The sequence below is a fragment of the Enterobacter cloacae genome (genome assembly GCF_013375935.1).
In the GTDB taxonomy this organism is placed as follows: domain Bacteria; phylum Pseudomonadota; class Gammaproteobacteria; order Enterobacterales; family Enterobacteriaceae; genus Enterobacter; species Enterobacter pasteurii.
The window spans coordinates 1,448,659-1,461,632 of the sequence record NZ_CP056117.1 but is presented as its reverse complement, the minus strand read 5'-3'; the positions used below and the strand labels follow the sequence as shown (position 1 = coordinate 1,461,632).

Here is a 12,974-nt window from a genome sequence, read left to right as displayed (position 1 = left end):
CTACCTCCGGCTATGAAGCTGAAACGTAAACATCCACCGCCCCCGGCTATCCTGCTGCAATGCGCCTGCCGGACCGGGGATAAACCCCTTTATCCGCTCCAGCGCATCGGTCATGGCGGTGAGTGCCGTGAAAGAGGTGGCGTAGCCGCTCAGGATCAGTGAGGGGGGCTGATAACGTAACGTCGTCAGCCAGGCCTGCTGCGGCATCGCGCTGGCAAGGGATTCCAGCGCGGGTTGCCATGCTACCGGCTCCGGCGGCTGCGAAGGGGAGCTCGCTTTCGCAGGCTGCGGCTGCCGCGCTTTCAATACCTTCTGAACCGCACGCGTTCCCGCCAGATCGCTCTGCAACGCCTGTGACGCGAGGCTCTGCGCCACACGCAGGCTGACGCCTCCCGCCAGCATCAACAGCAGCGAGGCGGCGTACAGCAGGCCCCAGAACCGCAGCTGCTGAATGCGCCGTTCCCGGCGCCACGGTAAGAGATTCGGCATGCTCATTAAGGCGCCTCGCTCATGGCCAGCGCCAGGGCGACGGTGAAATCGGCGCCGCATTCTGGCAGCGGCGGCTGGCATAGCGACACCGTTTCCCAGGGATCGTGTTCAGCATCAAAAACGGCAATATCGGAAGGAGAAAGCGCAAGCAGCGCCGCCAGCGCATTCGCATCTGCCGCTTCCGTGGCGTAGCGTCGCCCCCACTGGTGCCGCATCGCCCACAGCCACTGGTCTTTATCCCTCCAGGCTACGCACCGGGCGGGCGCAACCGCAGAAAGAAGGTTTGCCAGCGCGCCGGCATCCGGAGCGATTGCCGCCAGGCGCAAACGCAGCGCTTTCGCCAGCGACAGCAGGGTATCGACCTCCCTGTTCTGCGCCGCGGTGACGTGAAATGTGTTGCTGAACGTGTCCTGCGCGTAGTCAAAACACAGCGTATCGGCAGGCATCTCCAGCTCGCGTGATAATGCGGACCCTAGCCAGGTGAGCTGTTCGCTGTCACGCAGGGCAACGGAAGGTCGGGGCAAAGCGCGTTGCAGAACGCGCGCCGCCGGAAATGAGAGAAATACCCGATGCGAGTGCGGCAGCGTCTTCCGCCAGGCGCGCAGCGCATTAACCAGCTGTTCTGGCTGAAGAATCTTCCCGTCCCGGATAATACCGTCCGCAACCGGCACGGCCCACCAGCGCCGTAAACGCCAGCCCGCCCGCTCTCTGGTTAGCGCAACCGCAACCACCTTATCCTGTTGAATATGAACGCCCGTTTGCCACGTTTTAAAAGCCATGCTTCACGATCTCCTTATCGCCCGTCGGAGTGACGGCTATATCAATGAATCAGGCTTGCCTTTATACTACCGCGCGATTGTTTAGAAACTGCCCAGGCTAAACCAAATGGGAAATCTCCGGTGAAGTTCGTAAAGTATTTATTGATCCTTGCAGTCTGTTTCATTCTGCTGGGAGCAGGCTCGATTATTGGTTTGTACAAATATGTCGAGCCACAGCTACCTGATGTCGCCACGCTTCGTGATGTGCGGCTCCAGATCCCTATGCAGGTCTATAGCGCCGATGGTGAACTGATGGCGCAATACGGCGAAAAACGTCGTATCCCTCTGACCTTAAACCAAATTCCACCCGTAATGGTGAAGGCCTTTATCGCCACCGAGGACAGCCGTTTTTACGAGCACCACGGTGTGGATCCGGTCGGTATTTTCCGTGCGGCAAGCGTGGCGCTGTTCTCCGGTCATGCCTCTCAGGGGGCAAGTACCATTACCCAGCAGCTGGCGCGTAACTTCTTCCTCAGCCCGGAAAAGACGCTGATACGTAAGATCAAAGAGGTATTCCTCGCGATCCGCATTGAGCAGCTGCTGAGCAAAGACGAGATCCTTGAGCTTTACCTCAACAAGATCTATCTCGGCTACCGCGCCTATGGCGTCGGGGCAGCGGCACAGGTCTATTTTGGCAAGCCGGTCGAACAGCTCACGCTGAGCGAAATGGCGACCATTGCCGGCCTGCCGAAAGCGCCATCCACCTTTAACCCGCTCTATTCGCTGGACCGCGCCACCGCGCGTCGTAACGTGGTGCTGTCGCGCATGTTGAGCGAAGGCTACATCAGCCAGGCTGACTACGATCGGGCGCGCAGCGAGGCTATCGACGCCAATTATCACGCGCCGGAAATCGCCTTCTCGTCGCCGTATCTCACTGAAATGGTTCGCCAGGAGATGGTGAGTCGCTACGGTGATAAAGCGTATGAAGATGGCTATCGCGTCTATACCACCGTGACCCGCAAGGTGCAGCAGGCTGCCCAGCAGGCGGTGCGTAACAACGTCATGAATTACGATATGCGTCACGGCTACCGCGGCCCGTCCAACGTGCTGTGGAGAGTGGGCGAAGGCGCATGGGACAGCAAAAAGATCGTTGATTCCCTGAAGGCGCTCCCGACCTACGGCCCGCTGCGACCGGCGGTAGTAACCCAGGCCGATCCGCAGGAAGCGGTGGCGATGATGGCCGATGGCACATCCGTATCGCTGCGCATGGACGGCATGCGCTGGGCGCGTCCGTACCGTTCCGACACCCTTCAGGGGCCTACCCCACGTAAAGTGACCGACGTTGTACAAACCGGACAGCAAATCTGGGTGCGTCAGGTAGATGATGCCTGGTGGCTGGCCCAGGTGCCGGACGTGAACTCCGCGCTGGTTTCCATCAATCCGCAAAACGGTGCCGTCATGGCGCTGGTCGGCGGGTTCGATTTCAACCAGAGCAAATTTAACCGCGCAACCCAGGCGCTGCGGCAGGTGGGTTCCAACATCAAGCCGTTCCTCTACACCGCAGCGATGGATAAAGGATTGACGCTCGCCAGCATTCTCAACGACGTGCCAATCTCCCGCTGGGATGCCGGTGCCGGTTCCGACTGGCAGCCGAAGAACTCTCCGGCGCAATATGCCGGCCCTATACGTCTACGTCAGGGTCTTGGCCAGTCGAAAAACGTGGTTATGGTGCGTGCGATGCGGGCGATGGGCGTAGATTATGCGGCAGAATATCTGCAACGCTTCGGCTTCCCGGCGCAGAATATCGTTCATACCGAATCGCTGGCGCTGGGCTCCGCGTCCTTTACGCCGCTCCAGGTGGCCCGTGGATACTCGGTGATGGCGAACGGCGGCTTCCTGGTCGACCCGTACTTCATCAGCAAAATCGAGAACGATCAGGGCGGCGTGCTGTTTGAAGCGAAACCGAAAATTGCCTGCCCTGAATGCGATCTTCCGGTGATTTACGGCGATACGCCAAAATCAAACGTTCTTGAAAACAAGGATATGGAAGACGTTGCCATCTCACAGGAGCGTCGGAACCTGGCGGTACCTCAGCCTCAGCTGGAGCAGGCCAATCAGGCGCTGGTCGCCCAGAGCGGCGCTCAGGAGTATGCCCCGCACGTGATCGGCACCCCGCTGTCGTTCCTGATCAAGAGCGCCCTGAACACCAATATCTTTGGCGAACCGGGCTGGCAGGGTACCGGCTGGCGCGCGGGCCGCGATTTGCAGCGCCGCGACATCGGCGGCAAAACCGGCACGACCAACAGCTCAAAAGATGCATGGTTCTCAGGCTACGGCCCGGGCGTAGTCACCTCCGTCTGGATTGGCTTTGACGATCACCGCCGCACGCTGGGGCGCACAACCGCTTCTGGCGCGATTAAAGATCAGATCTCCGGCTATGAAGGCGGGGCGAAGAGTGCGCAACCGGCCTGGGATGCTTTCATGAAAGCCGCTCTCGAAGGCGTGCCGGAGGAGCCGTTAACGCCTCCTCCGGGCATTGTTACGGTCAATATTGACCGCAGCACCGGGCAGCTCGCCAACGGCGGCAACAGCCGCGCAGAGTATTTCATCGAGGGCACGCAGCCAACCACGCAGGCGGTGCATGAGGTGGGTACAGAGATAATTGATAACGGCGAGACGCACGAGCTGTTCTAAAATCGAAACGGCAACCTCGGGTTGCCGTTTTTACGTTTGCACCCTCTCTCACACGAGAGGGATTCAGGCCGCTACAGGCGCCCCTGCCCCTTCAGCCACTCCCGCACCAGGAACAGTGCGCTCACGTTGCGCGCCTCGTTAAAGTCGGGGTCTTCCAGCAAATCCATCAGGTGGGCCAGCGGCCAGCGAACCTGCGGCAGCGGTTCCGGCTCGTCTCCTTCCAGCGACTCAGGATAGAGATCTTCCGCCACCACGATATTCATTTTGCTGGAGAAGTAGGACGGCGCCATGCTCAGCTTTTTCAGGAACGTAAGCTCCTTCGCGCCAAAACCGACCTCTTCTTTCAGCTCGCGGTTTGCCGCTTCAAAAACCGTTTCGCCCGGATCGATTAGCCCTTTTGAGAAGCCCAGCTCGTAAGATTCGGTCCCCACGGCGTATTCACGTATGAGGATCAGATGCTCGTCGACGACGGGCACAATCATTACCGCTTCGCGCGAGGAGGGGCGCATACGTTCATAAACACGACGCACGCCGTTGCTGAACTCCAGATCCACACTTTCAACATTAAACAGACGCGATTTTGCGACGGTTTCAACATTCAGAATGGTGGGTTTTTGTAAGGGTTTGGTCATCTTGACGGGTCTATGCTGGGGGAACTGGCTTTATTGTGCGATACGCCGCACGGTTTCGGCAATGTCAATTGCTCTTTATTTACATTTATGCAACGTAACTGAGGTTGATTCGCATTTCAAATCAAATGTCAAGAGGTTGAAATGTTTCCAGGAATTTGCTGATATCGCGCCGGTACAGGCTTTGATATCATTATCGGTCACTGGGATACGCGTCAACATGCTCAAGTTAGACTCCATACTTGCCGATAGCCGACCACAGATCTCATTCATTGTACAAAAGGTGCGACCGACAACACCTGTAAGAAGATAAGTAAGATGGGGAAAGCATGAGCACCATTTTGATTTTTCTCGCTGCTGTGCTGGCCTGCGCGTCGATTGCGGTGTGGGTATTCAGGCGCCGCGTACATCGCCGTTACCGGTTGCCCTTTTTAAACGCGTTCGCCGGGGCAAGCACGCGCAAGCTGTCGCCTGAAGAACGCAGCACCGTTGAGCAGTATCTCGACACGCTGAACCGATCCCGGCTCTCGCCTGGACCTACCGGTGCCAGCACCGCCCCCGTGTCGCTCAACCTGAATGCACAAAGCGATACCGTTCTGTGCGTGACGCGCTCGATCACCCGCTACGGCATCACGACCGACGATCCCAACAAATGGCGCTACTATCTCGATTCGGTTGAAGTCCACCTGCCTCCCTTCTGGGAGCAGTACATTAACGATGAGAACAGCGTTGAGCTGATCCATACCGACACGCTGCCGCTGGTTATTTCCCTTAATGGTCATACCCTGAGCGAATATGTTCAGGAAGCGCCACGCTTTGCGCTGGAACGCGCGAGCGGAACGCAGGCCTCTATTCGCGGTGAAGAAACGGAGCAAATCGAACTGCTTAACATCCGTCAGGAGACGCATGAAGAGTATGTCCTGAGCCGCCCCGATGGTATTCGCGAAGCGGTGCTGATTGTCGCCTCGTTCCTGCTCTTTTTCATCTGCCTGCTGACGCCGGACGTGTTTGTTCCGTGGCTTGCGGGCGGCGCGGTGCTGCTGCTGGCCGCCGGGCTGTGGGGCATATTTGCCCCGCCGGCAAAAACCTCACTACGTGAAATTCACTGCCTGCGCGGCACGCCAAAACGCTGGGGCCTGTTTGGGGAGAACGATCAGGAGCATATCAACAATATCTCGCTCGGGATTATCGACCTCATTTATCCGCGCCACTGGCAGCCGTGGATCGCCCAGGATTTGGGCCACAAAACGGATATTGATATCTACCTCGATCGCCACGTCGTCCGCCAGGGGCGTTATTTATCCCTGCACGATGAGGTGAAAAACTTCCCGCTTCAGCACTGGCTGCGCAGCGCGGTAATTGCCGGTGGCGCCGCGTTGGTCTTCATCATGCTGCTGCTTTTCGTGCCGCTGGATATGCCGATCAAATTTACCCTGTCGTGGATAAAAGGGGCGCAAACCGTAGAAGCCACCAGCGTGAAGCAGCTTGAAGAAGCGGGCGTCCGCGTGGGGGATACGCTGCGTCTGAAAGGCACCGGCATGTGTAATATCCACGCGCCGGGAGCCTGGAACACGCGCCAGAACTCGCCGTTCTCGCCGTTCGATTGCTCACAGATCATCTGGAACGACGCCTCGCCGCTGCCGCTGCCGGAATCGGATGTGGTCAATAAAGCTACCGCGCTTACCCAGACGATAAACCGCCAGCTCCATCCGAAACCGGACGATGATTCTCGCGTAAGCCCTGCCCTGCGCTCGGCTATTCAGAAATCGGGCATGGTGCTGCTGGATGACTTTGGCGAAATCGTTCTGAAAACAGAAGACCTCTGTTCAGCGCAGGACGACTGCGTTCGCCTTAAGAACGCGCTGGTGAACCTCGGCAACAGTAAAGACTGGGAAGCGCTGGTGAAGCGCGCCGAAGCGGGACGCCTGGACGGGGTGAACGTGCTTCTGCGTCCGGTCAGCGCCGAGTCGCTGGATAACCTGGTGGCGACCTCTACCGCCCCCTTCGTGATGCGTGAAACCACCCGTGCGGCCCAGGCGCTTAACAGCCCGGCGCCGGGCGGTTTTGTAATCGCCAGCGATGAAGGCAGCGACCTGGTAGATCAACCCTACCCGCAGGTTTCGCTTTACGACTATCCGGCTCAGGAACAGTGGAGCGAGTTTCAGCGCCTGGCGCAGATGCTGATGCAGACGCCGTTCAGCGCGGAAGGGATCGTCACCAGCATCGTTACCGACGCCAACGGCACGCGCCATATTGGGCTGCACCGGATGCCGGATAGCGCTGGCCTGTGGCGCTACGTGGGAACGTCCCTGCTTTTGATGGCGATGCTGGCCTGCATCGTCTGGAACGGTTATCAGGCCGTACGCCGCTACCAGCGGTCCCGTACGCGACTGGCTGAAATCCAGGCCTACTACGAAAACTGCCTCAATCCGAATCTGATCTCCACCCCTTAGCGCCTGATCGGATAACGTCCCCGCGCGACAAGTTGTGATACCCTGTCGCGCACGTTTCTTCTGGCTGGAGTTCCCCCTTATGCATCTTGACATCGACTGGCAGGCGGTCGATACCGTCCTGCTTGATATGGACGGCACGCTGCTCGATCTCGCCTTTGATAACTATTTCTGGCAAAAGCTGGTCCCGGAAACGTACGGTGAACAGCAGGGGATCTCCCCGGCAGAAGCGCAGGAATTCATTCGTTCGCAGTATAGTGCGGTGCAGCATACGCTAAACTGGTACTGTCTTGACTACTGGAGCGAGCGACTCGGTCTGGATATTTGCGCCATGACCACCGCCCAGGGCGCGCGCGCCGTGTTGCGCGACGATACGGTCCCGTTCCTGGACGCGCTGAAAGCCTGCGGCAAGCGCCGTATTCTGCTGACGAACGCGCATCCCCATAACCTGGCCGTGAAGCTGGAACATACCGGTCTTGCTTCACACCTTGATTTATTACTTTCCACCCACACATTTGGTTATCCGAAAGAGGATCAGCGGCTGTGGCATGCGGTGGTGGAAGAGACCGGTTTACAGCCGGAAAGGACGCTGTTCATTGACGACAGCGAGCCGATTCTGGATTCTGCGGCAGCGTTTGGCATTCGCTATTGCCTTGGCGTGACCAATCCTGATTCCGGCCTGGCTGAAAAAAGCTATCTGCGACATCCGGGGCTGAACGACTATCGCCGGATGATCCCCTCACTCACCGTGAAGGAGACGCCATGAAAGAAAAACCCTCTGATGGGGTAAGACTGGATAAATGGCTGTGGGCCGCCCGTTTTTACAAAACGCGCGCCCTTGCCCGTGAAATGGTTGACGGCGGTAAGGTGCATTACAACGGCCAGCGCAGCAAACCGAGCAAGCTGGTTGAGCTGAATGCCACGCTGACGCTTCGCCAGGGCAACGATGAGAAAACGGTAGTGGTGAAAGCCATTACCGAACAGCGGCGGCCCGCCCCGGAAGCCGTTTTGCTTTATGAAGAGACGGCGGAAAGCATAGCGAAGCGCGAGAAAACCGCGCTGGCGCGCAAAATGAATGCGCTGACCATGCCTCACCCGGACCGGCGACCGGATAAAAAGGAGCGCCGCGATCTGATGAAATTTAAACACGGTGAGAACGAGTAACCCTCACCTGCACGAGAGATGAAAATGGCCCAACACGACCAATTACACCGCTATCTGTTTGAACAATTCGCCGTGCGCGGCGAGCCGGTCACCGTATCCGAAACCTGGAAACAGATTCTGGAAAACCACAACTACCCGCTGCCGGTGAAAACCCTGTTGGGCGAACTGCTGGTTGCCACCAGCCTGCTGACCGCCACGCTGAAGTTCGCGGGCGATATTACCGTTCAGCTTCAGGGCGATGGCCCGATGTCGCTGGCGGTGATCAACGGCAACAACCAGCAGCAGATGCGCGGCGTGGCGCGCGTTCAGGGCGATGTGCCTGAAAATGCCGATCTGAAAACGCTGGTCGGCAACGGCTACCTGGTGATCACCATCTCCCCTGAAGAGGGCGAGCGCTATCAGGGCGTTGTCGGGCTGGAAGGCGATACGCTTGCCGCCTGCCTGGAAGATTACTTCATGCGTTCCGAACAGCTGCCAACCCGCCTGTTCATCCGTACCGGTGAAGTGGATGGCCAGCCGGCAGCCGGCGGCATGCTGTTGCAGGTTCTGCCAGCGCAGGATGCGCAGACCAATGATTTCGAGCATCTGGCAACCCTGACGGAAACCATCAAAGCGGAAGAGCTGTTCACCCTGTCGGCGACCGACGTGCTGTGGCGTCTGTACCACGAAGAAGAGGTGACGGTCTACGATCCGCAGGCGGTGGAATTTAAGTGCACCTGCTCCCGCGAGCGTTGTGCTGGCGCCCTGAAAACGCTGCCGGACGAAGAGATCGACAGCATCATGGCGGAAGACGGTGAAATCGATATGCACTGTGACTACTGCGGTACGCACTACGTGTTCAATTCGATGGATATCGCGGAGATCCGCAATAACGCCTCTCCGGCGGACCCGCAGGTTCACTAAGCATGGCAAAACGGCTCCTTACGGAGCCGTTATTCGTTATGGGCGCCGTAAGCTAGCGCCACTGCCGTAAAGCATATCTACGCGTTCCCCGAAAATTTCAATATCTGCCCAGGGCTTCACGACCGGCTTAACCTTTCCCTGCTGTAAGGCACGGTCCAGCTCCTCGCGCGTCAGTCCTTCCGGCATTGTCCAACCATCCCCCACGTGCTGCCAGCCCGTACCGGTATGCGTATAGGCCATGATGGCGCGATCGGTAAACTGGTACAGCACGGCCTCAGGTTTACCGTCAGCATTCAGGTCCAGCGGCATGAGCAAACAGTTTCTCTGCGCCCTGCTGCAGGATTCAAACCGATACTGCTCCCTGAGCATCGCTTGCCATAGCGCGCTATCGGGACGCGGCATGCCGGGCGCGAGCTGGATCGCTTTCTCCAGCATGGTGGCCGTCATTTGTCCCGCTCCCCGGGGGCTGCCGGCGAGCAACCCTTTCACTTCACGCGCGCGTTTCGGGTTAGACATAAACTGCGGATCGTTTTGCAGCGTTTGTAACGCCTCACGCCCCTTGCGCCCGGCGTGGCTGAGCATGTGGAGGCTTACCCGATCCGCGGTAATTTTTCCGGTCTGATAGCGGGCCATGTGGCTTGCGACGCTTATTCGCCACGGATCCAGCACGGGGGTATGGATCAACATCAGGAAGACGAGGGAAAGCAGCCCGGTCGCCGGGATGACGTACGTATGGATCTGCTGCGGCTCACGACGCTGTATCAGGACGCTGGCACAAAATCCGACCGCCCAGACCAGCGCCACGATGGTTATCAACACGCCGTAAAGACGCTCGGGTGACCAGCCGTATTGCGAAATGCGTAGCCAAAGCGCCCACCCCGCCAGAACCGGATATGCGGGTACGATAGCCACGGCAAGGCGAATCATCCCTCGCAGCGGGGCATAGTAAGGCAGCGTTTGACGCTGTGGATGCCACACTATCGTCACCAGGAATAGCAGCAGCAGCGCCAGGGTAGTGAGCAAGCCCGCGGCGGATATCCTGGCCGAAATGGTTTCGAAGCCGACGAAAGGCAGCGCGCCAATAAAGAGCAGGGCCAGCGCCGCCATCAGGGGTAGCAGACCGGTGGCGATCAGGGTGAGCAGGTTTTGCAGGGCAAGGAGTAACCGTACCTGCACGCGCGTGAGCACGGCCGCACTGGCTGAAACTACGCCAGTCGCCACTGAAATAAACCCGTCAGAATGGAAGAAAAGCCGATCAAAAAAGCGTATGCCGATAAGTTCGAAAAGCTCGGCCCACAGGAAAAGCACCAGCCAGAAGAGGCCATTTGAAACAAAAATAACGAGCAGCGTCAGCGCGTTATGCCAGTTTCGCTGATAAAAGTCGCTGTAAAAGGAGGTAGTCGGGACGGGATCCAGACGCCGCTGTAGCCATGGCAGTATGAACAGCGTCATCAGCAGCAGGTGAAAGCCGAAAACGAGCATCTCATCCCTGATGCTCCAGCTTTCGAGCCCCGCTACGCTCCACTTAAGCCAGCCGCCCATGGCCGCAACGGCCGCGCCGGTCATCCCGAGCGCCAGCCACAAAAAAGGCTTTCGGAACGATGTCACAGCAAGCGACATCGTGGTCGTCATTACCACGGTGGCAGGAATAACGCACATCAACCACAGCGTATCGGTCGGCAATTTCGCATACCCGATGTACCAGGTAATGGCATAGCAGAGCACTCCCTGTAAGGCGCCCGCCAGCACGACGGCCAGGCGCGTTGAAGGGGATAACGTTTCACTGTTGTCCATCTTTCATCCCTTGTTTACGAAAAGCATAGTGCCCCATTAAAGCGATAACAGGGCGTCAACGGCAATATCTGAAATCATAGCTGCGGGAGACATGAATCGTTTTCTCAATGTAACCCTTACGTAATTTTCCTACATGTATGCGATTACATTCACATTCTTCCGGTTAAATTCACCATCAATTAACCTTTTAAGAACATTTTCCCCAACCAAAAAGCGATTCCTGCGATAATCTGCCCGCCCTGTGGCTGGAGTCGCAGGGTTTTCCGTTAGTAAGGGTTTTGACCAGATACGTAAATCTATGAGCCCCGTCGCGGTTAACATCCCCAGAAAAACCCTACAATTTCAGGCAGTACATATTGGCTAAGGAGCAGTGATATGCGTGTTAATGGTTTAACCCCGCAAGATCTCAAGGCTTATGGTATTCACGACGTTCAGGAAGTGGTCTACAACCCCGATTACGATACGCTGTATCAGGAAGAGCTCAATCCAGCGCTGGAAGGATACGAGCGAGGTGTGTTGACGAACCTTGGAGCTATCGCCGTCGATACCGGTATCTTTACCGGCCGTTCGCCGAAAGATAAGTATATTGTCCGAGACGATACCACCCGCGATACGCTGTGGTGGGCTGATAAAGGCAAAGGGAAGAACGATAACAAACCGCTCTCTCCCGAAACCTGGCAGCATCTGAAAGGGCTCGTCACCCATCAACTTTCCGGAAAGCGTCTGTTTATCGTCGATGCTTTCTGCGGCGCTAACGCCGACACCCGCCTCTCCGTACGCTTTATCACCGAAGTGGCCTGGCAGGCGCATTTCGTGAAGAACATGTTCATTCGTCCGACTGACGAAGAGCTGCAGGACTTTACCCCGGATTTCATCGTCATGAACGGGGCGAAATGCACTAACCCACAGTGGAAAGAGCAGGGTCTGAACTCCGAAAACTTCATCGCCTTCAACCTGACCGAGCGCATCCAGCTGATTGGCGGGACCTGGTACGGCGGCGAGATGAAGAAAGGGATGTTCTCCGTCATGAACTACCTGCTGCCGCTGCGCGGTATCGCCTCCATGCACTGCTCGGCCAACGTCGGTGAAAAAGGCGACGTGGCGGTATTCTTCGGCCTTTCCGGCACCGGTAAAACGACGCTGTCCACCGATCCAAAACGCCGTCTGATTGGCGACGACGAGCACGGCTGGGACGACGACGGCGTGTTTAACTTTGAAGGCGGCTGCTACGCGAAGACCATTCGCCTGTCTGAAGAGGCAGAGCCGGATATCTACCACGCCATTCGCCGCGATGCGCTGCTGGAAAACGTCACCGTGCGCGCCGATGGTTCTGTCGACTTCGACGATGCGTCCAAAACGGAAAACACCCGCGTCTCTTACCCGATCTACCACATCGACAACATCGTGAAGCCGGTGTCGAAGGCGGGCCACGCCACGAAGGTGATCTTCCTGACCGCAGATGCCTTCGGCGTCCTGCCGCCGGTTTCTCGCCTGACGGCCAGCCAGACGCAGTACCATTTCCTCTCCGGCTTTACCGCCAAGCTGGCGGGCACCGAGCGCGGCGTGACGGAGCCAACGCCAACCTTCTCCGCCTGCTTCGGCGCGGCATTCCTGTCGCTGCACCCGACGCAGTACGCGGAAGTTCTGGTGAAGCGCATGCAGGCATCCGGCGCGCAGGCCTACCTGGTGAACACCGGCTGGAACGGTACGGGCAAACGTATCTCCATCAAAGATACGCGCGCCATCATTGACGCCATTCTGGACGGTTCGCTGGATAACGCCGAGACCTTTACGCTGCCGATGTTCGACCTGGCGATCCCAACGGCGCTGCCGGGCGTGGATACCCGTATCCTTGACCCGCGCAATACCTACGGTTCACCGGAACAGTGGCGTGAAAAGGCAGAATCGCTGGCGAAGCTGTTTATTGAGAACTTTGAGAAGTATACCGATACCCCGGCGGGTGCTGCGCTGGTGAGTGCGGGGCCGAAGCTGTAGCCCTTCTTCCTCTCCCTGTGGGAGAGGGTTGGGGTGAGGGCATCAGGCCGCAGAGAACGTACCTTGTCGGGTGGCGGCTTCGCCTTACCCGACCTACG

General features: G+C 57.9%; 10 protein-coding genes. 6 read left to right on the top strand and 4 right to left on the bottom strand.

Features of this window, described 5'->3' with window-relative positions; translation table 11 throughout:
* Together HWQ14_RS06800 and pilM are read right to left on the bottom strand one after the other, a co-directional pair.
* Positions 1–495: a PilN domain-containing protein gene (locus tag HWQ14_RS06800; RefSeq protein WP_176609316.1), complete on the bottom strand. Its 495-nt coding sequence runs from the start codon at positions 493–495 to the stop codon at positions 1–3.
* Positions 495–1,268, bottom strand: a complete 774-nt coding sequence (gene pilM / locus HWQ14_RS06795) for a pilus assembly protein PilM (RefSeq protein ID WP_176609315.1) — start codon at positions 1,266–1,268, stop codon at positions 495–497. Before pilM ends, HWQ14_RS06800 begins: the two co-directional genes overlap by 1 nt.
* 120 nt (positions 1,269–1,388) lie before the next feature.
* On the opposite strand from pilM, the gene mrcA reads away from it, so the two are divergent.
* Positions 1,389–3,941, top strand: a complete 2,553-nt coding sequence (mrcA, locus tag HWQ14_RS06790; RefSeq protein ID WP_148420590.1) for a peptidoglycan glycosyltransferase/peptidoglycan DD-transpeptidase MrcA — start codon at positions 1,389–1,391, stop codon at positions 3,939–3,941.
* 71 nt (positions 3,942–4,012) lie between these two features.
* On the opposite strand, the gene nudE is transcribed toward mrcA, so the two are convergent.
* Positions 4,013–4,573 carry an ADP compounds hydrolase NudE gene (gene nudE / locus HWQ14_RS06785; protein WP_148420589.1) on the bottom strand — a complete coding sequence of 187 codons (561 nt, stop codon included), beginning with the start codon at positions 4,571–4,573 and terminating at the stop codon, positions 4,013–4,015.
* A gap of 326 nt (positions 4,574–4,899) precedes the next feature.
* Between nudE and HWQ14_RS06780 the strand changes: the two genes are divergently transcribed.
* The 4 genes from HWQ14_RS06780 (at position 4,900) to hslO (ending at position 9,087) form a co-directional block, all read left to right on the top strand.
* A complete protein-coding gene (locus HWQ14_RS06780) occupies positions 4,900–7,023 on the top strand; it encodes an intracellular growth attenuator family protein (protein ID WP_176609314.1) in 2,124 nt (707 codons plus the stop codon).
* A gap of 79 nt (positions 7,024–7,102) precedes the next feature.
* Positions 7,103–7,786, top strand: a complete 684-nt coding sequence (yrfG, locus tag HWQ14_RS06775; protein WP_006812237.1) for a GMP/IMP nucleotidase — start codon at positions 7,103–7,105, stop codon at positions 7,784–7,786.
* Positions 7,783–8,184: a ribosome-associated heat shock protein Hsp15 gene (hslR, locus tag HWQ14_RS06770; RefSeq protein ID WP_148420588.1), complete on the top strand. Its 402-nt coding sequence runs from the start codon at positions 7,783–7,785 to the stop codon at positions 8,182–8,184. The genes yrfG and hslR overlap by 4 nt, the downstream gene beginning before the upstream one ends.
* Before the next feature lie 18 nt (positions 8,185–8,202).
* Positions 8,203–9,087: an Hsp33 family molecular chaperone HslO gene (gene hslO, locus HWQ14_RS06765; RefSeq protein WP_176609313.1), complete on the top strand. Its 885-nt coding sequence runs from the start codon at positions 8,203–8,205 to the stop codon at positions 9,085–9,087.
* A gap of 36 nt (positions 9,088–9,123) precedes the next feature.
* On the opposite strand, the gene HWQ14_RS06760 is transcribed toward hslO, so the two are convergent.
* Entirely contained in the window at positions 9,124–10,881 is a 1,758-nt protein-coding gene (locus HWQ14_RS06760; RefSeq protein ID WP_176609312.1) for a DUF4153 domain-containing protein, read from the bottom strand.
* 375 nt (positions 10,882–11,256) lie between these two features.
* On the opposite strand from HWQ14_RS06760, the gene pckA reads away from it, so the two are divergent.
* A complete protein-coding gene (gene pckA, locus HWQ14_RS06755) occupies positions 11,257–12,876 on the top strand; it encodes a phosphoenolpyruvate carboxykinase (ATP) (protein ID WP_176609311.1) in 1,620 nt (539 codons plus the stop codon).
* The last annotated feature ends 98 nt before the right edge of the window (positions 12,877–12,974 follow it).

Excerpts from the sequence above, each read along its gene's own strand:
- nudE (WP_148420589.1), bottom strand. The coding sequence starts at position 4,573 with ATGACCAAACCCTTACAAAAACCCACCATTCTGAATGTTGAAACCGTC.
- hslR (WP_148420588.1), top strand. The coding sequence starts at position 7,783 with ATGAAAGAAAAACCCTCTGATGGGGTAAGACTGGATAAATGGCTGTGG.
- pckA (WP_176609311.1), top strand. The coding sequence starts at position 11,257 with ATGCGTGTTAATGGTTTAACCCCGCAAGATCTCAAGGCTTATGGTATT.
- HWQ14_RS06760 (WP_176609312.1), bottom strand. The coding sequence starts at position 10,881 with ATGGACAACAGTGAAACGTTATCCCCTTCAACGCGCCTGGCCGTCGTG.
- HWQ14_RS06780 (WP_176609314.1), top strand. The coding sequence starts at position 4,900 with ATGAGCACCATTTTGATTTTTCTCGCTGCTGTGCTGGCCTGCGCGTCG.
- yrfG (WP_006812237.1), top strand. The coding sequence starts at position 7,103 with ATGCATCTTGACATCGACTGGCAGGCGGTCGATACCGTCCTGCTTGAT.
- pilM (WP_176609315.1), bottom strand. The coding sequence starts at position 1,268 with ATGGCTTTTAAAACGTGGCAAACGGGCGTTCATATTCAACAGGATAAG.
- hslO (WP_176609313.1), top strand. The coding sequence starts at position 8,203 with ATGAAAATGGCCCAACACGACCAATTACACCGCTATCTGTTTGAACAA.
- HWQ14_RS06800 (WP_176609316.1), bottom strand. The coding sequence starts at position 495 with ATGAGCATGCCGAATCTCTTACCGTGGCGCCGGGAACGGCGCATTCAG.